The organism is Streptomyces sp. NPDC020747 (assembly GCF_044334695.1).
Classification (GTDB): Bacteria; Actinomycetota; Actinomycetes; order Streptomycetales; family Streptomycetaceae; genus Streptomyces.
Window position 1 is genome coordinate 19,766 of record NZ_JBIRTJ010000003.1, and the last position, 24,336, is coordinate 44,101.

Sequence of the window (24,336 nt, forward strand, 5' to 3'; positions counted from 1 at the left end):
GCAGTCCGCCGCGTAGGGCTCCTCCAGAAAACGCGTCCCTCAAAAACCACAGCCGTACACCCGGAAGCGGCGGACTCGACGTACCGGCACGGCCCCGACCCACGACGACAAGCACAGCCACCCTGAGCTACCCGAGCTACCCCGAGCCACCCAAGCCACGCCGAGCCACCCCGCCCTCACCCGCCCCCACCCCGTAAAATCGACGCACTGTGTCTGACTCCTCCACACCCCCCGACAACCCGGACGCCCCCAGGAAGCCCCGCCCAAAGGGCGAACCCCGCTTCCCCGACGGCCCCCGCCCCGACCCCGCCGGCTCCCACTTCGAGCGAAGAATCCGCAGCTTCCAGCCCCGCAGAAGCCGAGTGACCCAGGGCCAGGCGGACGCGCTCCAGCGCCTGTGGCCCAAGTGGGGCCTGGACATCGACGGCCGGCACCCCCTGGACCTCAAGGATCTCTTCGCCGCCGACATCCCGGTCGTCCTGGAGATCGGCTTCGGCATGGGCGAGGCCACCGCGCGGATGGCCGCCGAGGACCCCGCCACCGGCATCCTCGCCGTGGACGTCCACACCCCGGGCCAGGGCAACCTCCTGAACCTCGCGGACCGAGCCGGCCTGTCCAACCTCCGCGTGGCCAACGGCGACGCGATCATCCTGCTCCGCGAGATGCTGACCCCGGACTCCCTGGACGGCCTGCGCGTCTACTTCCCGGACCCCTGGCCCAAGAAGCGCCACCACAAACGCCGCCTGATCCAGCCGGAGTTCCTCACCCTCGCCGCGTCCCGCCTCAAGCCGGGGGCACTGCTGCACTGCGCGACGGACTGGGAACCGTACGCCGAGGTCATGCTCGAAGTCCTCACCGCGCACCCGGACTTCGAGAACACCCAGCCGGACGGCGGCTACGCGCCACGCCCCGGCTTCCGCCCCCTGACACGTTTCGAGGGCCAGGGCCTGGACAAGGGACACGTGGTGAACGATCTGCTCTTCCGCCGCGTACGGCATACCGACCACACGATCAACTAGGGCCGCACGACACACGACATGGGGACCGTACGGTCGGCCTGAATGGGCCACAAGGCGGAGCCACACCACGCACCGCCCCCGCGCGCCCCCGGCAGTGCGCTCTCGCGGCCCACGCCCCTCCCTCGTTAGGGTCTTTGTCATGGCCACCGGTCCCCCGCTCCCGCCGCCCCCCGGCTTCCCTCCCGGCATCCCCGCCGGAGGCGTCCCGCACTGGTGGCAGCGCAAGTGGGTCCGCTACAGCGCCCTGACCACCCTGCTCGCCCTCTCCGGCCTCGTCATCCTGGCCCTGGTCCGCAAACAGACCGGCACCGAGGGCTTCCTGGTGGGCCTGGGCCTCGCCGTACTCCCGGTCCCGCTCCTCGTCGCCGCGTTCCGCTGGCTGGACAGGGTGGAACCGGGCCCCTGGCGGAACCTGCTCTTCTCCTTCGCCTGGGGCGCCTGCGCCGCCGCGCTCATAGCCATCGTCGCGAACAGCTTCGCGACGAGATGGATAGCGACGGCGACGGCGGACCCGTCCAGCGCCGACACCCTGGGCGCGACGGTCATAGCGCCCATAGTCGAGGAGTCGGCGAAGGCAGCAGCCGTCTTACTCGTCTTCCTGTTCCGCAGACGGGAGTTCACGGGAATCCTCGACGGCGTGGTGATAGCCGGCGTCACGGCGACCGGCTTCGCGTTCACCGAGAACATCCTCTACCTCGGCACGGCGTTCGGCACGGACCAGCTCAGCGGCGGCAGCGGCATCGCCTCCGTCACGGCGGCGACCTTCTTCGTACGCGTGATCATGTCGCCGTTCGCGCACCCGCTGTTCACCGTGCTCACGGGCATCGGCTTCGGCATCGCGGCGCTGTCCGCGGACCGCCACCAGGTACGCCGCGTACTCCTCCCGATCATCGGACTGCTGCTCGCGATGGGCATGCACGCGATGTGGAACGGCTCGTCGACGTTCGGCGAGTACGGCTTCTTCGCGGTCTACGCGGCTTTCATGGTCCCGGCGTTCGGCCTGCTGACCTGGCTGGTCATCTGGACCCGCCAGCGCGAACTGGGCACGATCCGCGCCGAACTCCCCGCGTACGCGATGGCGGGCTGGCTCACCGCCCCCGAGCCGTTCGTCCTCGGCTCGATGAAGGCACGGCGGCTGGCCCGCGAGTACGCCACGCACCACGGCGGTCGCGCGGCGGGCAGGGCGGTCGCGGAGTACGAGGCGTACGCGACGTCGCTGGCGTTCCTGCGCCACCGGGGCCGCAAGGGCCGCGCGGGAGCCGACTTCGTCGTACGGGAACGGGAGTTGCTCCACGAACTGTGGACGCGCCGGGAACCGGCCCGCCCGGCTCTCCTGTACGCGGCCCGGGCGACGGCTCCGGCACCGGTGGCACCGCAGTGGCAGGGCGGCTACGGCTACCCGGCCCCGACGCCGTACACGTACAACCCGTACCGCTCCTGAGAAACGCACCCCCGACCTCAGCCGGAAGCAGCGGTCAGCCTCCCCGACTCCCCCTCCGTGAGGTCAAGTCCGGCCACCCCCAGCAACGCCGGAAGCTGCTCAACCGTACGAGCGCTGGCGATAGGGGCAACGACGGTCGGCCGGGACGCGAGCCAGGCCAGAGCCACGGTGGCGGCCTCGACCCCACGTTCCCGCGCGACCTCGTCGAGCGCGGCCAGCACCCGCGGCCCCCGCTCCGACTCCAGATGCGCACCCGCGGACCCGGCCCGCGCGCTGTCGACCACGGCACCCGCCCGGTACTTGCCGGTGAGGAAGCCCGAGGCGAGCGAGGAGTAGGGGACGACGGCCAGACCTGCCCGGGAGGCGACGTCCCTCAACGGGCCCTCGTACGAGTCGCGGGAGACGAGGTTGTACCGGGGCTGCAGCGCGACGTACCGCGCGAGGCCCTCGCGGTCGGAGAGGTCGAGGGACTCCTGGAGCCGCTCGGGAGAGAGGTTGGACGCGGCGATCGCGCGCACCTTGCCGGCGCGGACGAGCTCGTCCAGGGCCGTGATGATCTCCTCGACCGGCACGGACGGATCGTCGAAGTGGGTGTAGTACAGGTCGATGTGGTCCGTCTTCAGCCGCCGCAGTGACGCGTCGGCCGCGGCCTTGATGTTCGCCCCGGACAACCCCTTGTACCGGGGGTGCGCGCCGACCTTGGTGGCGACGACGACGTCGGCGCGGTTGCGGCGCGCGGCGAGCCAGTCGCCCAGGACGGTCTCCGACTCACCGCCCTCGTTGCCCGGCGCCCAGGCCGAGTAGGTGTCGGCGGTGTCGACGAAGTTCCCGCCCGCGGCGGTGTAGGCGTCGAGTACGGCGAAGGACTGCGCCTGGTCGGCGGTCCAGCCGAAGACGTTGCCACCGAGCGAGAGCGGGAAGACATCGAGGTCGGACGAACCCAGCCTGCGGAGAGAACTCATGGATGGGTCAACAGCCGTACCGGACGACTGTATTCCACACCCAGCCCCCTCAGGCCCGCCCTACGGAGTGAGCCCCTTGCCCCGCAGCCACGCCATCGGGTCGATGCCGTCGCCGCCGCTGGTGTGGACCTCCAGGTGGAGGTGCGCCCCGGTGACGTTGCCGGTCGCGCCCACGCGGCCGATGATGTCGCCGGTGCTCACCTTCTGCCCGACGCTGACGCCGATCGACGACTGGTGCGCGTACCAGAGCTCCGTACCGTCGTCGAGCGTGAGGACCGTGCGGTAGCCGTACGAGCCGTTCCAGCCGGCCTCGGTGATCGTGCCGCTGTGAACGGCCTTGATCGGGGTACCCGTGGGAGCGGCGAAGTCCAGACCCGTGTGCTGACCGGACGACCACAGCGCACCGGACTGCCCGAAGGTGGAGGTGATCGTGTACGAGGAGGTGGGCAGCGTGAACTGCTTGGCGAGCTCGGCGAGGCGCGCGGCCTCGGCCTTCTCCTTGGCCGCCTGGTCCGCCTTCTTCTCGGCGGCGGCGACCTTGGCCTCGGCGGCGTCCCGCTCCTTGGCGGCCAGCGTGGCGGCCTTCTTCGCGGCGGCGGCCTCGGCGGCCTCCTGGGCCTCGCGGTCCACCTGGTCCTGCTGCTCCTCGGCCTGGAGCATGATGCGGGCGCGCAGGGCCTCGCCCGCGTCCGAGTTGCCCTGCTCGGCGTCGGCGGTGGTGAGGCCGACGGCGGTGATCGGGGTGCTGGATCCCTCGGGGGCGTCGTCGTCCGAGAACGGCGAGCCGACGTTCGGCAGGTCGGGGATCGAGATCGACACCGGCGGCTTGCCGGTCTGCGCGGTGGCCATGCCACCCGCGCCGACGGCGGCTATGACACCGACGCCCAGAACGGTCGAGCTACGGGCGAGTCCGCCGCCGCCGCGCTGCTTGGCGACGCGGTGCCGGCCGCGGACGGGAAGGACGGTCTCCGCGCTGGGATTCCAGACCTCCCACGTCTCCTCGTCCTTACGGGCGCCGTAGGCGAAGGTGTCGGGCTTCTTGTCACCCGAGGACTCACCCGTCAACTCATTCGGCACGAACGAGGGTGTGGGGGCAGGCCGGTTGGACGCCACGTAGGCGCACTCCTTTCCTTCCTTCTCGCCTACCGGGTTAGCTGACGGGTTCGGAGCAGGAAGGTCTCCTACGCGCGTCAACCGCGGTGCGCTACACCGCGAAGACGAGCGATTCACCCCAAGTGGTGGTTCCCCGGTTCCCTTGCGGGATTCGGCGCGTGCGCACGGAGCCGACTCTTGTGACGGCTGGGACTACCGCGCTGCGTTATCGAACGTTAATAGACCCGGGCACCGGATTCCAAGCCGTTCCTGATGATCGTTACGGCTCTTGGCCTGGACTTACGGGTCATGAGCGGAGTAAATCGGGCGAGTTGATCGACATTCAGGAGCGGGAGCCCTGTTGATGGTGCGTCAGTTGTTGAGCAGAGGGATTCCGTTCGACTACCAACGGTGATAGAGGCCGCCGCAAGAGCGACGCATCTCACGATCATCGCGCCCTCACGACCGCCGTGCCCTCACGCCCGCCGCACCGCGAGCAGTGCCATGTCGTCCGTGGCCCCGCCTCCGGTGTGCAGCAGGACGTCGTCGAGTACCGCGGCGAGCAACGCGTCGGGCCCGGGAAAGACCCGCCCGGACAACCGCCGGGCCGGATCGTAGAAGACGCCCCGCCGGTCCCGCGCCTCGGACAGCCCGTCCGTGTGGAAGAGCAGCATGGCCCCGCCCGGGAACTCCTCCTGCTGCGCCCGGTCGGGCCAGGTCCCCAGCGCCCCCGTCCCGAGCGGCAGCGCGGGCTCGGCCGCGGCGAGCGTACGTACCTCTCCGTCGCCGTACAGCAGCAGGGGCCCGGGGTGGCCGCGGTTCACGAGGCGTACGACCGGGGTGCCGTGCGGGATCTCGGCGAGCACGGCGGTGGTGAAGTCCTCGAAGGCCGCGACGATGTCGCGCCGGACGCCCTCGCGCGCGAGCGCCCGCTCCAGCCGCTGGGCGACCGCCTCCAGGCTCGCCTCCTGCTCGGCGGCCTCACGGAAGGCACCGATGAGCACGGCGACGACGGAGACCGCCCCCATGCCCTTGCCCCGTACGTCGCCCACGAGGAGCCGTACGCCGTGCGGGGTGTCCTGCACGGCGTACAGGTCGCCCCCGATGAACGCGCCCTCCTGCGCCGCCTCGTACCGTGCCGCGATATCGAGGCCGCCGATCCGCGCCGCGGGTTCGGGCAGTACGGCCCACTGGGCGGCCTCCGCGATCTCGCGGGCGGTGGCGAGGCGCGCGTCGCCCCGGTGCACGAGCCGGTTGATGCCCACGGCGAGGACGGCGGCCGTGGCCACGGTGAGGACCTCGGTGACCGCGCTCACGTCGAAGGCGAACCTGAGATGTACGACGGCCATGGCCGCGGTCGCCGCGATTCCCGTCCACACGGTGGCGCCGAGCGAGAACAGGGGTGCCGCGATGAGCACCGCGGCCGTGAAGAAGGGAGCCGCGGTGAAGTCCTGCGGGGTGAGGAGGTCGTAGCAGACACCCGCGACGATCAGCAGCGCCGGCAACGCGCGGACGAGGGTGCTCGGATACGAGGCGGTCCTCTCCACGGGCTCGACGCGCACCGGTTCCTGCTTCTGCTCCGGTCCCTGCTCCTCCACCTGTCCAGGCTTCCGGGAGCGGGGGCGGCGGGCGAGCGGACGAGGACCGGGCGGGTGAAGACACCCTGGGGACACCCGAGTCGAGATATCCGGGGAAACACCTGAGGCCGGAATCCTTGATCGGATTCCGGCCTCAGGCCTTCAGTAGCGGGGACAGGATTTGAACCTGCGACCTCTGGGTTATGAGCCCAGCGAGCTACCGAGCTGCTCCACCCCGCGTCGTTAAGACCACTGTACGCCATCCGCGGGACCCAAAGCACACGCGTTAACTTCGCCCGCGCTTCACCGGGTGGTTTGGTACGAAACATGCCGGTCGGCGGTACGGGCCGACAGTGCGGGTCGGCCCTGCGCATCGGCCGTACCGACGGGAAACGGGCCGGTCGGGCCAGGTCAGGTCAGGTCAGGTCGGGTCAGGTGACGGTTGGGTGCCTTCGCGTCGGCCTCGTACTCCGGGAGCACCAGGACGTCGGCGCCGGCCGCGGCCAGCAGCCCGCTCCCGTCCGCGCCCGCCACGAAGGTGTCCGGCTCCCGCCAGGCGGTCACGACCCTGCGTACGCCCGCGTCGAGGATCAGCCGGGCGCAGGGCGCGGGCCGTGACGCGCGGCGGGCGCACGGCTCCAGGCTGCTGTAGACGGTGGCGGTCGCGAGCCGCGGATCACCCGGCCCGATCTTGGCGAGGGCGGCCTCCTCGGCGTGCGAGACGGGGTCGGACTCGCGGGAGTACCCGCGGGCCAGCTCCGTACCGTCGGCCGCGACGACGACCGCGCCGACGCTGAACGCGGTCCGCGAGGGCGGACACTCGGCGGCCAGTTCGCAGGCGAGCGCCAGCCACCGGTGGTCGGCGGCGGAGGGTACGGGCCCGGTGCCGGGCGCGGTGGGGACGTACCGCATGAGGACGACGTCCCCCACGGGCCGCGTCTCGACCAGCCGCAGCCGGTTGCGGGGGCCGCCCGGGTAGTCGCCGGGGCCGAACAGCCGGGGCGCGTCCGGCTCCCCCACGACGAGGGGCGCGAGGGCGAGCTGCAGCTCGTCGGCGAGGCCCTGGCGGAGCAGCTGGGTGTGGACGCGGCCACCGCCCTCGACCATGAGCCGCCGTACGCCGCGCACGTCGTGGAGATGGGTGAGTACGGCCCGCCAGTCGACGTCCGGTCCCACGGGGACGACGCCGACGCCGAGCCCGCGCAGCGCTTCGGTGGCCTTGGCGGCCCCCTCGTCGCTCGTGTAGACGACCTTCTCGCCGCCCGTGGACCAGAAGTTGGCGTCGGGGTCGAGGTCGCCGCTGCCGCTGACGGTGACCTTCAGCGGGTACTCCGGCCGTCCGGCGGCGACCCGGGCCGCGCGGCGCTCCGCGGAGTTGACGAGGAGCCGGGGGTTGTCGGCGCGCAGGGTGCCCGCGCCGACGAGGATCGCGTCGGACCCGGCCCGTACCTCGTCGACCCGGTCGAAGTCGGCCGGCCCGGAGAGCAGCAGCCGTCCGGGGCCGGTGTCGTCCAGGCAGCCGTCCAGGGAGACGGCGGCGGACAACAGGACGTAGGGGTGAGGCATGAACGCGCTCGCTTTCGGACTCTCTCGGGCTCTCGGACACTTTCGAAGGCGGAGCCGGGGCTTGCCCGGAGGACGGTCGGGGCTTGGTTCAAGTTTGAAACAAACCTACACTGGGAGCATGACGACCCGCTGGCTCACCTCCGAGGAGCAGCGCGCCTGGCGCGCTTACATCGCCGCGTCCCATCTTCTGGAGGACGCGATCGACCGGCAGCTCCAGCAGGAGGCCGGCATGCCGCACCTTTACTACTCCATCCTGGCCAACCTCTCCGACGCGCCGGGCCACAGCCTGCGCATGACGGACCTCGCGGAGAGCACGAAGATCACCCGCAGCCGGCTGACGTACGCGGTGACCCGCCTGGAGAAGGACGGGGCCGTACGCCGCGAGGACTGCCGCATGGACAAGCGCGGCAGCATCGCGATCCTCACGGACGAGGGGATGGCCCTGCTGGAGCGCACGGCCCCGGGCCATGTGGAGACGGTCCGCACGACACTCTTCGACAAGCTCACTCCGGAGCAGGTGGGACAGCTGGAGGAGATCTGCACGTCGATCGCGCGGGGCCTGGAGGGCGACGACCCGCAGGCGGCGCCGGACGAGGTCCCGTGGCGCCGCCGATCGTCGAGCCCGTCCGCGGGAGGGACGACGAACGGCGAGGCATGAGCTTTGCAGAGCCAGATGAGCCGCACGGCACCCACCGGAACCACCACAACCCCCGGGGCCATCGGGGCCATCGGGGCCATCGGAATCATCGGGGGCCACCACAACAACCCAAATCACATTGATTCAACTTTGAAGCATGAGGTAGTGTCTCGATCCAAGGATCTGCTTCAAATCTGAAGCAGATGAGAGATCGGACCGGGAGAACCGCATGCCCGACTACCCCGCCGCCACCCAGCGCTCGCGCGTCCGGGTGCCGCTGCGTTTCAACGACGGCTACAGCGTCGATGCCGAGCTGGTCACCTTCCACGGCCTGGCCGACGGCCAGGAACACGTGGCGATGATCCTCGGCACCCCTTCGGCCACCCCCTTGGTCCGCCTCCACTCCGAGTGCCTGACGGGCGACGTCTTCGGCTCGTCCCGCTGCGACTGCGGCCCGCAGCTCCGCGAGGCGGTCGAACAGATCGCGACCCGCGGCGGCGCGCTCCTCTACCTCCGCCAGGAGGGCCGGGGCATAGGCCTCTACAACAAGCTCGACGCGTACGCTCTCCAGGACGAGGGCCTCGACACGTACGCCGCGAACACGGCCCTGGGCTTTCCGGAGGACGCCCGCGACTACACGGCGGCGGCCCAGATGCTGACGGCCCTCGGCATCACGGAACTGGACCTGCTCTCCAACAACCCCGACAAGGCGAACCAGCTCCGCGACCTGGGCATCACGGTCGGCCACCGCGTCCCGACAGGCGTCTTCACCACGGCCCACAACGTCCGCTACCTCCGCGCGAAGGTCCTCCAGACCCAGCACACACTGCCGCTGGCGGAACTGACGGCGGGCTGACACCGGGGGCTCTGCCCGGAAGGGGTGACTCCGCACGACCGCGGGGCAGAAGTCACGCATGGGGGACGACAGCGAGGTTCAGCGCATAGCGGAGGACGGCCGGCTCTGGCAGCACACGCTGCACGAGAACACCATGCTGTTCCAGCGCGGCAACCTCTTCCTGGTGGGCCAGTCACTCTTCGCCGTGGCCCACACGACACTCCTGGCCTCGGAACAACACCTCGCGGCAGCCCGAGTCCTGGCCGCCTTCGGCCTCGTACTGGCCCTCACCTGGCTCTACGTCGGCCACCGCCACCGCCTCTACTACCGCCACGTACAGGCGAGAGCGCTGGAACGCCTCCCGGACTACGCCGCCACCTGGTCAAGCTGGACGGGCCGCAGGCGGGGCATGTCGATCACCCTGATCGCCTATGTCCTGCCTTGTTTGGCTGTGGTGATGTGGGGGGCGTTGCTGGTGATCACTTGAGTGCCCCGCCGACCGCGTTCAACCCTGACCGCCTGCGTCACTCGCGAGTGGCAATTCAGGCGAAACCCACGACAAGCAGTCTTAAAGCCAGCACACTGCCCCACACGCGACACCAACCACCACCGGGAGCAGTGCCACGGCCAGCAACCCCTACTTCAACCAGCCCTTAGCTCTGAGCCGCCCCCACATGTTCAACACCACGATCGCCAAAGTGATCTGGACCATCGTCCCCGTCGTCACGCTCGGCCTGTGTGCGGCCGTGCCGTTCGTGGTCGCCGCGGTAAAGGGGGTGGTGAAGCCATGGCTGGCAGTGACCTACGTGGTCGGCGAGATCGTAATCATCGGTGTGGCACTGGCGATCGACCCGTCGGGAGACGGCAGCCCGCTGACGGGGTTCTTGCTGATGATCCTGATCATCACGTCGGCCACACACACGGCGCTCCTCGACAACGACAAGATCAGCATCGGCAAGTAGCCCGGCCCGCCAACGGCAGCGGGCGAGCAGCCCGAACCCCAGCCCCGCCGAAGGGAAACCGAAGCAGTTCGGCAGCATCCTGAACTGCAGCGACCCAGTCGACGGCGGTGCCCTCGCGGTCACCGTCCTCGGCTACGAACAGGGCGTCACCGCGTCCATCACCGCCGACCAGGAGTTCGGCACCACCGGCTACGTATGGGCTGCCCTGGAGATCAAGGCCTGCGTCAAGAAGGGCACGGCCGGTATCAGCCACTTCCCCTGGGTGCTCGCCTTCGCCGACGGCGCCCGAGTCGAGCCGAGCGGCGTGACGTACGGGGATTTTCCCAAACCTGAGTATCCGTACGACGCCACAGTGAAAGCCGGTGACTGCGTGCGCGGGAAGACCGTGTTCGCGGTGCCGGGCAAGCAGCGACCCGAGCGGGTGCCGTATACGCCCGAGGCACTTCCGGAGCCTGTCGAGTGGGCAGTGCCAACGGCGTAGCCGAAGCCGCCCACGGCCATGAGAGAGGACGCTGGGGGCACTTCTGCGTGTCCGGGCCCCTCAACGCCTCTGTATCGCGACTGCACTCGTGTACGTCTCTCGCGTCAGGTCCTCCTGCCCGATGCCGAGTTCAGCAAGGACGGCGCGGACGTCGTCGAGCGCTGCCGCGACGTCGTCCTCGTCGACGAGGGTCTCGACTTCGAGGAACGTGCCGTCGATCTCGGGTACGCGTACGAGCGTGGCGAGCATCTGCCGGCCGCGGGCCTCGAACTCGTAGTTGCGACATCGCTTCTCGAGGGCGATCGCCGGAACGTAGCCGAGACCGTGCAAGATGGCATGCGCCTCCTGCGAGTCCTCTACTCGGGTCTCGTGCTCGGGCTTCGATCCAGATGCTTTCTCGACCGCGGCGGCCTTGAACGTCAGGACAGTCCGCACGCTGTCCCGACCGTGGACGGTTCGCACCCGAAGCTCCTGGTCCCGCTTCTCGAGCGAGCCGTCGGGCCAGTCGTAGTACGTGTCCTGATGGATCTCGACACGAGCCTCTGCGCGCTCGTCGAGGTGACGCGTGACCGCCTCGGGCGCATGCACGTGGGCCTTCAACTCGGCCTCGATCACCTGGGGTCTCCTCCCTGCTCGGACCGTGCGCTGTACGCCGTCGGTGATCGCCTCGAACATCCAGCGGGACCCCGGCGGAGGGGGCCCGTGTGGAATCTCCATCACCATGTACGTGGCGCTCTCGTGGCCTCCCCAACCAGCGTCGAAGGCACTGCCGAACATGGTGGAGTCTGTGCGGATGAACCGCCAGGCCCGGCAGGTCGGGGTCAGTGCAACGCCGCTATGGCCTTGAGGATCAGGGCGCGCGCGTCGGCCCCGTACACGGCCATGCTTCGCAGTTGCTCGAACGCCTCCCGATACAAGGCGATCTCCGTGGGCTGCGTGATATTCACCTGTGCCGAGATTAGCTCGACGGAGACGAGGGTGTCGTCGTAGACGTGGAACAGTTCCTGCGGCCACAGCACACGCTCCCGCGTGGCGCTGGGGATGATGCCGAGCGACACGGACGGCAGCGCCCCTGCGGTGAACAGGTAGCCGAGCTGGGCGGCCATCGCGTCGCTGTCGCCCAACTGGTAGTAGAGGACGCTTTCTTCGATCAGCAGGACGAATCGGTGGCCCTGCTCATGGATGACCTTGGACCGTTCGAGGCGGGCGTCTGCGGCCTGGTCGGCGTCGTCGGGGATGTCGAGCAGGCGGGCGTTGGCGGACAGCAGGGCGCGCGCGTATCCCTCGGTCTGCAGCAGGCCCGGAACCAGCGTCGGCGAGTAGATGCGGAACAGGCCGGTCGAGCGGAACAGCTTCACGTAGCTGTCCTGGATCTGGCGCAGGCCGAGGCGGGCCCGGCGGCGCCATTCGGTGTACATGGACTCCGCGTTGAGCGACGCGGCGATCAGGTCGTCGGCCCGGCCCGGCGTCTTGCAGGTCGCGCACCAGAGACGGATGTCGGTGGGGGACGGCGGCGTCTTCGCGTTCTCTATGCGGGACGTCTTGGCGTGGTGCCAGCCGCACGCGGAGGCCAGCTCGGCGACCGTCAGCCCGGCGTCCCTGCGGAGTTCACGGAGACGGCGCGCCACGTTTTCGCGGGCCTCCTGGGCGGAGGACGACGGGGAGATGGGCATGAGCTGGCCTGTCCGTGCTTTCTGTCAGTGGATCTCGTACTGGTCGTGTGAGGTGGAGCGTTCCCACACGGCCTCGAACGCATCGACGCACTGCTTGACGATGGCTGGTTCCGTGCGGAGTTCGAGTGGCGGGTCTGCCCAGTCCCCGTCGCCGCTGAAGTGGTTGAACAGCACGCGTGCCCCGTCGAAGATCCACAGGTCTGCGCCGGGCAGCATGAGGTCGACGGCCTGGCGGCGGGGCAGCCAGCGGACTTGCTCGCCCGCGTGGACGTTGACGCCGGCCCCGGCGTACTCGTATCGGATGTAGTCAGTGACAGGCTCGGACACGATGCGGGCCCGGCGCACGGTCACGCCGCGGGCGGTCGAGCGCTGGATCAGGTCGACCCACGGCGCCCAGTAGACGGAGCCCGGGTCGGCGTCGCGCCAGCCGGTCGCCTTCCAGTGGTCGAAGTCGTCGGCCTCGTCACCGACCCCGTAGTTGTCGCGCATCTCCAGGTGGACGGCGGAGTGCTGGGCTGCCTCGAGGAGGTCGTTAAAGCGCAGCTCGTTCTGCGGCATCGCATGCCTCCCTCAGCATCGGTACGAGGTGGACGGGGATCCGGATCACGGTCTCGTGGTCGGGGATTCCCTTGTCGTGCCCGGGCGCGGTGTTCTCCTGGCACTGGGTCCGGGTCTGCTCGTCGGCGGTGTAGCTCTGGAGCACGATGTCGGCGGTGTCGGTGTCGACCCACGCGGTAGGTGACCCGCTCTGTCCTGTCTCTGGGTCGATGCCGATGAACTGTAAGGCCATGGCTGTCCTCCCCTGGCGGCGTGTGCGCTGATGTGCACCAACGTCACCCGCCGGTGATGCGGGGTCAAGACCGCGTTCTGGCCAGGGAGTTGTTCAGAGCGACATCGTGCACATCAGTGCACATTGCTGGCACTTCCGCACATCGCGTCCCTAGCGTCGTGACCAGCGGCAGGCCCACCACTCTGCCCGTGCACATAGCCGCGCTGGGCAGACCTACGCCAGCGGAGGCACGCGTATGAGCACGACCCAGGAATCCCCCGTCACGTTGCTGGATCCGACGAGCCCTCCCCGGCCGGCCCCGGGGTGCGACGTGTGTGCGGCGCTGGAGAAGCAGCGCGCCGGGTACGAGCGCCGCGGGAACATCAAGGCCGCGACGGACTGCGAGGTCGAGATGCGCAACCACCCCAAGCACGGGAGTGTCTCGTGATGGGCGACCGGTCGCAGTGGCGGGACCCAGCCGGCGGGGCACCGCGAGCGGCGGCCAGCATTACCGGGTTCACGCCGAAGCAGGCGAAGTTCCGCGCCTTCCTGGACCACTCCCAAGGCTGCCCGGACTGCGACTACGGCAACCGGCGGTGCGACGTGGCGCAGGGGATATGGGAAGCGTGGCGGGCGCTGCCGCAGTAGACCCCCGTCCGTCCCTGTACCCCGTGAGCTCCGGGGCGGGTGGGACCAGGCCCCGGCCGGGCATGTCCACCGGCCGGGGCCGCTCCATGTCTTGCGGGCCCTTGAGGTGCGGAGCACGCTCTCGCCACGACGCGAGACACGGAGGTCTCATGAACCTCAGCAAGGAAATCGAGTGCACGGTCGACTTGACGATCACCGACGCCGTCGAATCGGACGTGAGGGACCTCATTCATAGCGCTGCCGCAGAGCACCAGGTCGACGTCAAGTACCTGCCGATCAACAACTACCGGATCACGGTGACCTTTGGAGACGACCTGGGTGGCGCCCAGGCTCTCGTTTCCAGGGCGGATCGCCTCGCCGACGACGACAGCGACTGAGGCTGATCATCTGCGCTTCAGTTGAGCTTCGACTGAGCTAGCGATCTCTGCAGCCCCAAAACACACCGAAGGCCCAGGTCAGATTCCCTCTGACCTGGGCCTTGTCGGTAGACCCTGTGGGACTCGAACCCACAACCAATGGATTAAAAGTCCACTGCTCTGCCAATTGAGCTAAGGGTCCGTGCGTCGGACCACGCCGGCGCACACACGCACCGACCCGTGTCGACGCAGGAACGAGCATAGCCGGACGTGGCCGGGACTCCGATCGGGTATCGGTGTACCGGCCACGCCGAAGGGATGCGCGGACGCCGCGCGAGGTGCGGGACGGCGCCGCGCAACGTGCGGGACGGGGCCGTGCAGGGTGCGGGACTGGGCACCGCGAGGTGTGCGGAGCGCGGCCGCGCCGGGTGTGCAGGCTTACGGGTCGATCGGGTCCGGGGCTCCCGCGCGGGCCGCCTCTCGGGCGTGGGTGCGTTCGTGGTCGGGGTTGAGGAACCAGTGGCGGGCCGAGGCGAACCACCAGGCCGCGGCGAAGCCGAGGACGGCCAGGACCGCGAGGGGAGCGTAGTTGAAGGTCTCCCAGGTGACCGGGGAGACCTGCGGCAGCATGAAGAGGATCGTGATCACGCCCACCCACACCACCGCCACGACGCCGATCGGGCGCGACCAGCGGCCCAGGTGCCACGGGCCGCGGTCGAAGGCCTCGCCCTTGCGCAGGCGGAGCAGGGTCGGGATGACGTAGGCGATGTAGAGGCCGATCACGGCGATGGACGTCACGGCCGCGTACGCGGTCACGTTGATCAGGTAGGGCAGGCCGAGCACCAGCGCGCCCAGCGCCGCGAGCCACACCGCCGCGACGGGTGTGCGCGTGCGCGGGTTCACCGTGTGCCAGATGTGCGAGTACGGCAGGGCCCCGTCGCGCGAGAAGGCGTAGATCATGCGGGAGTTGGCGGTCACGGATGCCATGCCGCAGAAGAGCTGCGCGCCGATGACGACGAGGAGCAGGAGCTTGCCCGCCGTCGCGCCCAGCGCGTCCAGGAGGATCTGGGCGGGCGGCACCCCGGTCGGCGAGCCGAGGGCACCGTCGTACGACTGGATCGCGAAGGTGAAGCCCAGGAGGAGGACGAAGCCCGCTATCCATGATGTCCAGATCGATTGGACGATGCCCTTCGGGCCGGCCGTGGACGCGTCGCGCGTCTCCTCCGTCATGTGCGCGGAGGCGTCGTAGCCGGTGAAGGTGTACTGGGCCATCAGCAGGCCGAGCAGGACGACGTAGAAGCTGCTGCCCCAGCCCGTGTTGTTCACGAACTCGGTGAACACGAAGGACGCCGACTGGTGGTGGTCCGGCGCGAACGTCAGCGCGCCCACGATGACCGCGACGCCCACCACGTGCCACCACACGCTGACGCTGTTGAGGAGGCCGACTATGCGTACGCCGAAGGTGTTCAACAGGCCGTGCAGGACCAGGATTCCGGCGAAGAGCAGGATCGTACGGCCGGGGGTGACCTCGAAGTCGAACTGCAGGTTCAGATACGCGCCCAGGAACGAGGCCGCGCCGAAGTCGATGCCCGCCGTCACCGCGACCTGGCCGAGGACGTTGAACCAGCCCGTGAACCACGCCCAGGCAGCGGCCGTACGCGGCGGGGCGAGGCGGTGGGCCCAGAAGTAGAGGCCCGCCGAGGTCGGGTACGCCGAGCAGATCTCGGCCATCGCCAGCCCGACGAACAGGGTCATCAGGCCGACCACCACCCAGCCCCAGGTGATCACCGCGGGACCGCCGGTGTTCATGCCGAACAGGTAGAGCGTGAGGCACCCGGAGAGCACCGAGATGATCGTGAAGGAGACCGCGTAGTTGGAGAACGCCGACATGCGGCGGGCGAGGACCTGCGTATAGCCGAGCTGCGCGAGACGTTCCTCGTCCGACAGCCCGGTTGCCTTGGCGTCATCTGTCATGCCCCCAGCAATTCCCCTGCCGGGGGTACGACATGCGCCAGGCGATTGGCCAAAAGATGACGTGCCGTACACGCACATCGTCGCCGGTGCCCAGGCACGCGAAAGGGCCCGGACGACCGAGGTCGTCCGGGCCCTTTCAGTAGCTCAGCTCAGTAGCTCAGCTCAGTAGCGCAGCTCAGTTGCTCAGCGAGGCGGTTGGCGGTCGCCGCTCAGGCGACGTCAGCCGTTGCGCTTCCAGCGCGGCTTGTCGTCACGGCGCCCGAAGGACGGGCCCGAGCCGGAACCGGCGCCGCGGTGGTCGTCACGACGGCCGTACGGGCGGTCGTGGCCGCCGGAGCGGAAGCCGCCGCCCGAGGGACGGTCGCCCTGCCGGTCGCGGTTGAACGGACGGTCGCTGCCCCTGTGACCGGCCGGACGGTCGTCACGGCGGAAGCCACCACGGTCGCCGCGGTCGCCACCGGCGGGACGCTCGTCACGACGGTCACGGTTGAACCCGCCCGACGGACGGTCGTCACGACGGAACCCACCACGGTCGCCGCCACGGTCACCACCGCGGTCGTCGCGACGGTCACGGTTGAAGCCGCCCGACGGACGGTCGTCACGGCGGAAACCACCACGGTCACCACCGGCGGGACGCTCGTCACGACGGTCACGGTTGAAGCCACCCGACGGACGGTCGCCGCCACGGAAACCACCACGGTCGCCGCCGCGGTCGTCACGACGGAAACCACCGGACGGGCGGTCGTCGCGACGGTCACGGCGCTCGTAGTTGCCGCGCTCGTCACGACGCTGACGCGGCTGCTCCGCACGCGCGGCAGCGGCGGCTTCCTCGGCCACCGCCTGCTCGGCGACGGCCGCCGCGGCGGCCTCGACCACGGCGGCGGCCTCGGCGAGCGCGGCCTCCGGGTCCTCGCCACGCTCACGCGCGGCACGGGCGATCAGCCGGTCCGACTCCTCGCGGAGCTCGACGGCACGACGCTGCGCGCGCTCCAGCTGCTTGGTGAGGTCGGTGACCTCGCGCTCGGCCTGCTGCGCCGCGTTGCCCGCGGACTCGGCCTGGACCTCGGTCATCGACCGGGCACCGGTGATGTCGGCGACCTCCGGGTCGAAGCTCGTACCGCCCTGGATGATGTGGCGCGAGGCGTCGACGCCCGCGTCCTCCATCAGCCGGAAGATCTGGCGGCGCTGGTGCGGCAGGGAGAGCGAGACGACCGTGCCGGAGCGGCCCGCGCGGGCCGTACGGCCGGAGCGGTGCAGGTAGTCCTTGTGGTCGCCGGCCGGGTCCACGTTCAGGACCAGGTCGATGCCGTCCACGTGGATGCCGCGGGCGGCGACGTCGGTCGCGACGAGCGCGTTGACGTAACCCTTCTTGAAGTCCTCAAGGACGCGGGTACGGGCGCCCTGCGTCATGCCGCCGTGCAGCGCGTCGGCCTTCACACCGGACTCGCAGAGCTGCTCGGCGATGCGGTCGGCGCCCAGCTGCGTACGGACGAAGATGATCGTGCGGCCCTTGCGGGAGGCGATCGCGGCGGTGACCGGCGCCTTGTCCTTGGGCTTCACGATGAGGATGTGGTGGGACATCGTCGTGACGTTGCCCTGGGCGCTGTCGACCTCGTGCGTGACCGGGTTGGTCAGGTAGCGCTTGACCAGCGTGGAGATCTCGTTCTCCATGGTGGCCGAGAACAGCATGCGCTGGCCGCCGCCGGGGATCTGGTCGAGCAGCTCGGTGACCTCGGGCAGGAAGCCCAGGTCGGACATCTGGTCGGCCTCGTCGAGGACCGCGACCTGGACGTTCTCCAGGGAGCAGGCGCCGCGGTTGATGATGTCGCGCAGCCGGCCCGGGGTGGCGACGAGGACGTCGACGCCGCGCTCCAGGGCGTAGATCTGGTTGCCCATCGACGTACCGCCGCAGACGACCTTCATCTTCAGGCCGAGCACGTCGCCGTACGGCTGGAGGGCGTCCGCGACCTGCATCGCGAGCTCACGCGTCGGCGTGAGGATGATGCCGCGGGGCTTCTTCTTCTCGGTGTGGCCGCCGGAGAGCTGCGTGAGCATCGGCAGACCGAAGGAGAGGGTCTTGCCGGAGCCGGTGCGGCCACGGCCGAGGATGTCCTTGCCGGCCAGGGCGTCCGGGATGGTCGCGGCCTGGATCGGGAAGGGGGAGGTCACGCCGTTCTGCGCGAGCTTGCGCACGACGCCCTCGGGCAGACCCAGGTCGCTGAAGGTGACCTCGGGAGTCTCGGGGACCTCGGGAGCCGCGGTCGCGGCAGTCTCGTCGACAGCGTCCCCGATGTTCTCGTTCTCGGGCACGACGACGTGATCAGTACTGGAAATGGACATGCGAATGCGAAACCTTCCGGAGTCTCGTACGGCACGCGCCCGTCAACTCCGTGATTTCGCAAACGACCGCCTCAATGCGGTCAGCCACGGCAAGGGAGAGTACGCGCCACACGGCGCGCTCTAACTGGCGCCGGGCAATGGGATCAAACGATCTACCACCATACGCACCCCCCACCCGGTAAGGCAAACCAGCTCCGAGAGGCTCCGGTCACACCGCCTCCGGGCCCTCTCGCCGAACCCGGGCGCACCCCCTGCGACCAGGCCCGTTCAGGCACTGCGACCAGGCCCGTTGCGGCGATGCCCGGTCAGGCCTCGACACCGGCCTGGGGCTCCGGCTCCCGCCGCTCCACGAGCTGCGGCTCGGGCTCCGGGTGCGCCGAGGACGACGGCTCGGCGGTGGTCGGGTCCGGCGACGGAGGCGGCGGCTCCTCCTTGGTGGGCGTCGGCTCGGGGGCCGGTCGCGTCGGCGTGGGCTGGGCCTTCGTCGGTGAGGGCGCCCCCGGCCTGGGCTTCTTCCCGTCCTTGCCGTCCTTGCCCGGCTTGGGCGGAGCGGCCGTCCCGCTCTCCCCCGCGGACGGCGACGCCGACCCGGACGCCGACTCGTGGGGCTTCGCCCGACCATGTTTTCCGTCACCCGCCCCGCGGTAGCCGGGGCCCCCACCGCTCACCGCGGCCCCGCCGTCGGGTGCCTCACCGCCCCGCCGCCCGGCCGAGTGCGAGGGCTTCGCGTGGTCGCCCCCGTCGTCACCGACGCTCACGCAGCCGGCGGACGCGGCGACGGCCAGGGCGGCGGCGGCCAGACGGACGGGTACGTACTTGGCGCGCACGGGCAGCCACCTCCGGGCGGTGTGGGGAGTCCCCCTGCCCAACTCCCGCCGCCCGCAAGAAGACACGCGAACGCGTGAGAGACACGGGAGAACCGCCCGCGGAACACGAGAGATATGTCACCCGCGCCGCGCGGACCGTGCCTGACGGATCGTCACCCGTACCCGAGGGCGTGCAACCGCGCGTCGTCGATACCGAAGTGGTGGGCGATCTCGTGGACCACGGTCACCTCGGTCTCGGCCACCACCTCCTCCCGCGTCGCGCACATCCGCAGCGTGGGCCCCCGGTAGATCGTGATCCGGTCGGGCAGCACCCCGGCGTACCACTCGCCGCGATCGGTCAGCGGAGTCCCCTCGTAGAGCCCGAGCAGCTCGGGGTCGTCGGCGGGCGGCTCGTCCTCGACGAACACCGCCACGTTGTCCATGAGCCGCGTCAGCTCCGGCGGAATCCGGTCCAGCGCCTCGGCGACCTGTTCCTCGAACTCCTCGCGCGTCATCTCCAGCACAGGGCCATTGTCCGGCACCGACGCGCGGACGCCACGGGACGCGTCGTACGAGAACACACCCCGGTCGTACGAGAACACACCCCGGGGCACGCCGAGAGCCGGAGCCGCGCCGCATATCCGCCCCCAGCTCTGGGCATACGGGACCAATGGCCCGCGTCCCCGCTGCCGCCACCGCTCCGCACCGTGTACGACGGGCTTCCCGCGCCCTCGTACGCCGCTTCCGCGCACGCCGCCGCACACACCACGTCGAACCCGTCGTCGAACTCGTCCACCAACCACGCCCCTGGGTCCGCGCCCTGGGCCTCGTCACCGTGGTGCTGTTCGGCGCGTGGCTGGGCCTGCTGATCGTCGGGAACGTCCGGGCGCCGGTGGGCCCCATGGACACCACGATGACGCTGCGCCCCTCCCTCACGGGCGGCACGAAGATCAACGTCTCGCCGCTGGGCGCCCTGGAACTGCGCAGCCACACGGCCCCGCTCCGCCTCGACGTGGACGTCGACCAGCTCGACCCCGTCCGCTCCCAGGCCCTGGTGGACCACCCCGAACGCCTCTCCGGCCTCCAGGACGAGGTGGCCCAGGACGTCGGCGCCGGCACCCTCGACCTGGCCGTACGGTCCGTCGTCGCCGTCGTCTCCGGTGCGACCGCCCTCGGCCTCGCGGTCTACCGCCGACCGCGCCGGGCCCTGGCGGCGGGCGGCCTGGCCCTGACCCTGCTGGCGGCCTCGGGAGCGACGGCCTTCGCGACCTGGAACCCCGACTCGGTCCTGGAGCCGAAGTTCTCGGGCCTGCTCTCCTCGGCCCCCTCGGTCGTCGGCAACGCCCGCAGCATCGTCAGCGAATTCGACGTCTACCAGAAGGAGTTGGCCCGCCTGGTGACGAACGTGACGAAGCTGTACGACGTCACGTCCACGCTCCCCGCCTACGCGCCCGACCCCTCCACCATCCGCGTCCTGCACGTCTCCGACATCCATCTCAACCCGGCGAGCTGGAAGATCATCGCCTCGCTGGTGAAGCAGTACAAGATCGACGTGATCGTCGACTCCGGCGACACCATGGACCACGGCACGGCGGCGGAGAACGGCTTCCTGGACCCGGCGTCCGACCTCGGCGCCCCGTACGTCTGGGTGCGCGGCAACCACGACGGCCGGGTCACCCAGAGCTATCTGGAGCGCATGAAGAACGTGCACGTCCTCGACGACGGCCGGGCCGTCTCGGTGGCGGGCCTGCGCTTCGCGGGCGTCGGCGACCCGCAGTTCACCCCCGACCGCTCGGCCAAGGTGGGCGGCGACCAGTCGGAGGAGCTCGCGGGCGCCCGGCTCGCCTCCTCCCTCCGTGACCAGGAGGCGGCCGGCACCCCGGTCGACATCGCCGTCGCGCACAACCCGACGGCCGCGCGCCAGACGGACGGCGATGTTCCGCTGGTCCTGGCCGGCCACCTCCACCACCAGGAGATGGAGGTCCTGAAGTACGGCACCCGGCTGCGCATCGAGGGCTCCACGGGCGGCGGCGGTCTGCGCGCGCTGGAGGGCGAGGGTCCCGCCCCGATCGAGACGTCGATCCTCTACCTCGACCGCGACACCCGTCGCCTCCAGGCCTGGGACGAGATCAAACTCGGCGGCCTTGGCCTCACCACGGCCGAGGTCAGCCGCCACCTCCCCAAGGAGAACCGGCCGGGCGCCGTCACCACCCCGGCCACCCCGACCCCCTCCGCACCCACCCCGTAAACCGTTTCCGAACCCACCCCGTAAACCGTTTTGGCGATCCCTCCCGACATCCCATATGCTTCTCACGTCCCCGACGCGCTGCAAGGCGCCCAGGCGGGCCGATAGCCCTCATCGTCTAGCGGCCTAGGACGCCGCCCTTTCAAGGCGGTAGCACGGGTTCGAATCCCGTTGGGGGCACAAGCTACTTATATGGATCGCAGGTCAGAGTCCTCTCTGGCCTGCGATTTGTTTTTCCCGGCTTCAGCTTGCTGGTTCGGCCCGCGGCTGTCCGGGAACCGCCCCTCCGCCCCGAGGCGTACTGGTTGCGCCGTGCGGCCTTTGCTAGAAGAGAGCGAGCAGAGCTGCGGCAGAGGCGTCGGCGTGCGATGAGGAGGGCCCGGCTTGGCGGTCCGGGGGGCACCGGCCGACGGTCCGGAGGCCACCGCACGGGACGCCGGACGCCGGGACTTCCGCCGGATGTGGCTGGGCCAGAGCATCAGCCTCGCCGGCGACCAGGTGTCCCTGTTCGCCCTGCCCAGCCTCGCCATTCTGGTGCTGGACGCCACCGGGCCCCAGGTCGGCGTGCTGCACGCGATGGCGACGATCGCCTTTCCCGCGCTCGGCCTGTTCGTCGGCGCCTTCATGGATCACGTCCGGTGCCGCCCCTTCATGATCGGCGCGGATCTGCTGCGGCTGGTCCTCTTCCTGTCCGTCGCGGTGCTGGCGCTGACGGACTCGCTCGGACTGTGGCACCTCTATGCCGCGGCGGCGCTGGCGAGCGTGTGCACCGTCGTGTTCGACGTCGGTTACCAGACGCACCTGCCCCGCCTGGTCAGCCGCGACTTCCTGCCGCTGGGCAACGCGCGCCTCGAAATGTCCAGCAGCGTGGCCCGCGCGGGCGGCCCAGCCATCGCCGGCGCGGTCACCCAGCTGCTCGGTCCCGCACTCGCCGTCGCGGCCAACGCGCTCAGCTTCCTCGCCTCCGCGGCCGGCCTGCTCACCGTCCGCACCCCCGAGTCCGCCGTACCGGACCCGACCGGCGCCCCCTGGCGGAAGCAGATCCTGGACGGCGCGCGGTACATGTGGCGTACGCCCGTCCTGCGATGGCTCTCGGCCGCCGCCGCGCTGCGCAACTTCAGCATGGCCATGGTCGACACCGTCCTGCTGCTCTTCCTCTACCGCGCCATGGACCTGTCCCCCGCACTGGCCGCCGCCGTCCTGACCGCCGGCACCCTGGCGGCCGTACTCGGCGCCGTCGTCAGCCGTCGCCTCGTCCACCGGATGGGAGCCGGCCCCGTCCTGCTCGCCACCGCCACCGAGGGGATCGTCTGGGCCGGGGCCCCACTGGCCCTGGCGACCGGGTCGAGCGCGGTGGTCATCGCCATCGCCTTCGTCTCCGCACTGTGGCTGCCGGTCTGGAACATCACCGTCATCACCCTGCGCCAGCTGATCACCCCGCCCCACCTCCTGGGCCGGGTGCACGCCACCGCCCGCACGATCAACCTGTGCACCATCCCCGTGGGAGCGGTGGCCGGCGGCCTCCTCGCCGGCTGGGCCTCCGACGTGTGGGGCGAGGGCACCGGGCTCACAGCCGCCCTCGCCGTCGCGGGCCTGGCCACCGTCGGCGGACTGCCGTTCCTGCTGCGCAAGGAGATCCGTCACCTGCGCCGACTGCCCTCCGGCGAGGAGACACCGTGACGGTCCTCGCCACCGGCGAACATGGCACCCTCCCTGCCGTGACAGCTGCTCAGAGAGGCGCGAGCACAAGGCACGCCGTGGCGCCTGATGCAGAGGAGCCGGCGCGGCCGATCGGGCATCTCATGTGATAGGACGGCCGCCTCAAGGGGTGGGGGCGCGAATGCGGCACGTATTGGTCTGGCTGGTGCGTCTGAGCGCGCTCGGCGCGTGGGGCGCGGCCGCGGTCGCCTGCTGGCAGCTGCTCGGGAGCGGGCCCGTACCGCGGCCTTACCGCGAGCCCCTGGTGTGGGGTGCCGTCGCCGTGGGGTGTGCCGTGGTGCGGGTGGTGGCGTTGTGGACGCTGCGGGCGCCGGCGGCAGCGGCCTGGTGGCGGAGGTACCTGAGCGCCGGAGTCCCTCTGACCAAGGCGCCGCATGCCTGGAGCGACCCCCGCTCCCTCTCCTTCGACGACTCCGTGCTCTGGGTCAAGCTCCGTACCGCCGCCGTATGGCTGCTCGTGGCCTTCTCCGCGGGGGCGTTCTTCGCCGCGATGATGACCTCGCCCGACTGGGGGGAGCGGGCCGACGCCCTACGGGACGCCGGTGCCGAGGTGAGCACCGCGACCGTGGTGGCGCGACCGGGAGACGTGCGGGAGGAGTTCAGCGACGGTGACCTGGAGGGGTACACCTCCCACCTCGTCGTCTCCGTACCCGGCGGGCCCGAACGGCTCGCCGTGCCGGACGCGTTCACGTACGACAAGCCCGTCGAGGGGGCTGAGGTCGACGTCCTGTGGGCCCGTGCGGGCGGTTACGCCGACGAGCGCAAGCATCTGCCCACGATCGCCGCGGGACGCTGGGCGGTCTTCCCGGACGACGAGAACGGCGGCGCCGCACTGGTGGCGTTCGTCGTCCTCGCCGTCATCGGGGGCGCCGTACTGACCCCCTTCTTCACGATCGGGGCCCACGCCGACCGCCTCCAGCGGCTGGCCTGGTCGCCGCTCGCCCAGACCGTCCGGACCGGGCTCGCGGTGGGGGTGTTCCTCGGCTGGCGGCCCCTGCTGCTGGGGCGGGAGCCGGCCCCGACGGAGATGGCGTTCGCCGGGGGTGGTTTCCTGCTCGTCCTGGCCGTGTACATCGGCACGTCGATGCGCACGCTGCGGTGAGGCGGCTGCACACCGACGTCCCGCTGTACGGCAGCACCTTCGCCGCCGGGTCACCTGCCCCGCACCCAGCACGTTTTCAGCCCGCCGCTCATCCTCTGATACGCTGCTTCAGCGACGTCACCCCACCTGACC

General features: G+C 70.4%; 23 protein-coding genes, 3 tRNA genes and 1 riboswitch. Of the genes, 12 read left to right on the forward strand and 14 right to left on the reverse strand.

Going from position 1 to position 24,336, the window contains the following annotated elements; genetic code table 11:
- Nucleotides 1-209: 209 nt before the first annotated feature.
- A complete protein-coding gene (trmB, locus tag ACH4YP_RS09140) occupies nucleotides 210-1,019 on the forward strand; it encodes a tRNA (guanosine(46)-N7)-methyltransferase TrmB (RefSeq protein WP_361053274.1) in 810 nt (269 codons plus the stop codon).
- A 139-nt stretch (nucleotides 1,020-1,158) separates the two neighbouring features.
- Nucleotides 1,159-2,460 carry a PrsW family intramembrane metalloprotease gene (locus ACH4YP_RS09145; RefSeq protein ID WP_398490071.1) on the forward strand — a complete coding sequence of 434 codons (1,302 nt, stop codon included), beginning with the start codon at nucleotides 1,159-1,161 and terminating at the stop codon, nucleotides 2,458-2,460.
- Between the two features lie 17 nt (nucleotides 2,461-2,477).
- On the opposite strand, the gene ACH4YP_RS09150 is transcribed toward ACH4YP_RS09145, so the two are convergent.
- From ACH4YP_RS09150 to ACH4YP_RS09170, 5 genes are all read right to left on the reverse strand, one after another.
- Nucleotides 2,478-3,422 (reverse strand): aldo/keto reductase, encoded by a 945-nt coding sequence (locus ACH4YP_RS09150; RefSeq protein WP_398490072.1) that lies wholly within the window; start codon nucleotides 3,420-3,422, stop codon nucleotides 2,478-2,480.
- Nucleotides 3,423-3,482: 60 nt separating this feature from the next.
- A complete protein-coding gene (locus tag ACH4YP_RS09155) occupies nucleotides 3,483-4,535 on the reverse strand; it encodes a M23 family metallopeptidase (protein ID WP_361053266.1) in 1,053 nt (350 codons plus the stop codon).
- Nucleotides 4,536-4,546: 11 nt separating this feature from the next.
- Nucleotides 4,547-4,702: riboswitch (cyclic di-AMP (ydaO/yuaA leader) on the reverse strand.
- 288 nt (nucleotides 4,703-4,990) lie between these two features.
- Nucleotides 4,991-6,112: a PP2C family protein-serine/threonine phosphatase gene (locus tag ACH4YP_RS09160; RefSeq protein WP_398490073.1), complete on the reverse strand. Its 1,122-nt coding sequence runs from the start codon at nucleotides 6,110-6,112 to the stop codon at nucleotides 4,991-4,993.
- Nucleotides 6,113-6,257: 145 nt separating this feature from the next.
- Nucleotides 6,258-6,331: transfer RNA gene (locus tag ACH4YP_RS09165), tRNA-Met, on the reverse strand.
- A gap of 171 nt (nucleotides 6,332-6,502) precedes the next feature.
- On the reverse strand, nucleotides 6,503-7,657 hold the full coding sequence (locus tag ACH4YP_RS09170) for a dihydrofolate reductase family protein (protein WP_398490075.1): 1,155 nt from the start codon (nucleotides 7,655-7,657) through the stop codon (nucleotides 6,503-6,505).
- 118 nt (nucleotides 7,658-7,775) lie between these two features.
- Between ACH4YP_RS09170 and ACH4YP_RS09175 the strand changes: the two genes are divergently transcribed.
- The 4 genes from ACH4YP_RS09175 to ACH4YP_RS09190 all read left to right on the forward strand — a co-directional run bounded on the left by ACH4YP_RS09175 (nucleotide 7,776) and on the right by ACH4YP_RS09190 (nucleotide 10,091).
- A complete protein-coding gene (locus ACH4YP_RS09175; RefSeq protein WP_361053260.1) occupies nucleotides 7,776-8,315 on the forward strand; it encodes a MarR family transcriptional regulator in 540 nt (179 codons plus the stop codon).
- A gap of 208 nt (nucleotides 8,316-8,523) precedes the next feature.
- Nucleotides 8,524-9,150 (forward strand): GTP cyclohydrolase II, encoded by a 627-nt coding sequence (ribA, locus tag ACH4YP_RS09180; protein WP_361053257.1) that lies wholly within the window; start codon nucleotides 8,524-8,526, stop codon nucleotides 9,148-9,150.
- Nucleotides 9,151-9,208: 58 nt separating this feature from the next.
- On the forward strand, nucleotides 9,209-9,616 hold the full coding sequence (locus tag ACH4YP_RS09185) for a hypothetical protein (RefSeq protein ID WP_398490077.1): 408 nt from the start codon (nucleotides 9,209-9,211) through the stop codon (nucleotides 9,614-9,616).
- Between the two features lie 187 nt (nucleotides 9,617-9,803).
- Complete coding sequence (locus tag ACH4YP_RS09190; protein WP_359715688.1) at nucleotides 9,804-10,091, forward strand: hypothetical protein; 288 nt, start codon at nucleotides 9,804-9,806, stop codon at nucleotides 10,089-10,091.
- A gap of 541 nt (nucleotides 10,092-10,632) precedes the next feature.
- On the opposite strand, the gene cyaB is transcribed toward ACH4YP_RS09190, so the two are convergent.
- The 4 genes from cyaB to ACH4YP_RS09210 all read right to left on the reverse strand — a co-directional run bounded on the left by cyaB (nucleotide 10,633) and on the right by ACH4YP_RS09210 (nucleotide 13,035).
- Complete coding sequence (gene cyaB / locus ACH4YP_RS09195) at nucleotides 10,633-11,187, reverse strand: class IV adenylate cyclase (RefSeq protein WP_398490527.1); 555 nt, start codon at nucleotides 11,185-11,187, stop codon at nucleotides 10,633-10,635.
- 206 nt (nucleotides 11,188-11,393) lie between these two features.
- Nucleotides 11,394-12,245, reverse strand: a complete 852-nt coding sequence (locus tag ACH4YP_RS09200; protein WP_398490078.1) for a helix-turn-helix domain-containing protein — start codon at nucleotides 12,243-12,245, stop codon at nucleotides 11,394-11,396.
- 24 nt (nucleotides 12,246-12,269) lie between these two features.
- Nucleotides 12,270-12,803: a DUF6879 family protein gene (locus ACH4YP_RS09205; RefSeq protein ID WP_398490080.1), complete on the reverse strand. Its 534-nt coding sequence runs from the start codon at nucleotides 12,801-12,803 to the stop codon at nucleotides 12,270-12,272.
- On the reverse strand, nucleotides 12,778-13,035 hold the full coding sequence (locus ACH4YP_RS09210; protein WP_398490082.1) for a hypothetical protein: 258 nt from the start codon (nucleotides 13,033-13,035) through the stop codon (nucleotides 12,778-12,780). Before ACH4YP_RS09210 ends, ACH4YP_RS09205 begins: the two co-directional genes overlap by 26 nt.
- Nucleotides 13,036-13,270: 235 nt before the next feature.
- On the opposite strand from ACH4YP_RS09210, the gene ACH4YP_RS09215 reads away from it, so the two are divergent.
- The gene (locus tag ACH4YP_RS09215; RefSeq protein ID WP_398490083.1) at nucleotides 13,271-13,462 is read left to right on the forward strand and encodes a hypothetical protein; all 192 of its coding nucleotides are present in this window, start codon (nucleotides 13,271-13,273) and stop codon (nucleotides 13,460-13,462) included.
- Nucleotides 13,463-13,811: 349 nt separating this feature from the next.
- Nucleotides 13,812-14,039 (forward strand): hypothetical protein, encoded by a 228-nt coding sequence (locus tag ACH4YP_RS09220; protein WP_398490085.1) that lies wholly within the window; start codon nucleotides 13,812-13,814, stop codon nucleotides 14,037-14,039.
- A 108-nt stretch (nucleotides 14,040-14,147) separates the two neighbouring features.
- Here the strand turns inward: ACH4YP_RS09220 and ACH4YP_RS09225 are convergent.
- From ACH4YP_RS09225 to ACH4YP_RS09245, 5 genes are all read right to left on the reverse strand, one after another.
- Nucleotides 14,148-14,220: transfer RNA gene (locus tag ACH4YP_RS09225), tRNA-Lys, on the reverse strand.
- Nucleotides 14,221-14,456: 236 nt separating this feature from the next.
- The gene (locus tag ACH4YP_RS09230; protein ID WP_361053193.1) at nucleotides 14,457-15,992 is read right to left on the reverse strand and encodes an amino acid permease; all 1,536 of its coding nucleotides are present in this window, start codon (nucleotides 15,990-15,992) and stop codon (nucleotides 14,457-14,459) included.
- 219 nt (nucleotides 15,993-16,211) lie between these two features.
- On the reverse strand, nucleotides 16,212-18,332 hold the full coding sequence (locus tag ACH4YP_RS09235; protein ID WP_398490087.1) for a DEAD/DEAH box helicase: 2,121 nt from the start codon (nucleotides 18,330-18,332) through the stop codon (nucleotides 16,212-16,214).
- A 305-nt stretch (nucleotides 18,333-18,637) separates the two neighbouring features.
- On the reverse strand, nucleotides 18,638-19,159 hold the full coding sequence (locus tag ACH4YP_RS09240) for a hypothetical protein (RefSeq protein WP_398490088.1): 522 nt from the start codon (nucleotides 19,157-19,159) through the stop codon (nucleotides 18,638-18,640).
- Between the two features lie 152 nt (nucleotides 19,160-19,311).
- Complete coding sequence (locus ACH4YP_RS09245; protein WP_055613650.1) at nucleotides 19,312-19,662, reverse strand: metallopeptidase family protein; 351 nt, start codon at nucleotides 19,660-19,662, stop codon at nucleotides 19,312-19,314.
- A gap of 146 nt (nucleotides 19,663-19,808) precedes the next feature.
- Here ACH4YP_RS09245 and ACH4YP_RS09250 point away from each other — a divergent pair, with 146 nt between their 5' ends.
- From ACH4YP_RS09250 to ACH4YP_RS09265, 4 genes are all read left to right on the forward strand, one after another.
- The gene (locus ACH4YP_RS09250) at nucleotides 19,809-21,386 is read left to right on the forward strand and encodes a metallophosphoesterase (RefSeq protein WP_398490090.1); all 1,578 of its coding nucleotides are present in this window, start codon (nucleotides 19,809-19,811) and stop codon (nucleotides 21,384-21,386) included.
- A 104-nt stretch (nucleotides 21,387-21,490) separates the two neighbouring features.
- Nucleotides 21,491-21,563: transfer RNA gene (locus ACH4YP_RS09255), tRNA-Glu, on the forward strand.
- Between the two features lie 204 nt (nucleotides 21,564-21,767).
- Entirely contained in the window at nucleotides 21,768-23,063 is a 1,296-nt protein-coding gene (locus ACH4YP_RS09260; RefSeq protein ID WP_398490091.1) for an MFS transporter, read from the forward strand.
- A gap of 160 nt (nucleotides 23,064-23,223) precedes the next feature.
- Nucleotides 23,224-24,204, forward strand: a complete 981-nt coding sequence (locus tag ACH4YP_RS09265) for a hypothetical protein (RefSeq protein ID WP_361053179.1) — start codon at nucleotides 23,224-23,226, stop codon at nucleotides 24,202-24,204.
- Nucleotides 24,205-24,336: the final 132 nt, after the last annotated feature.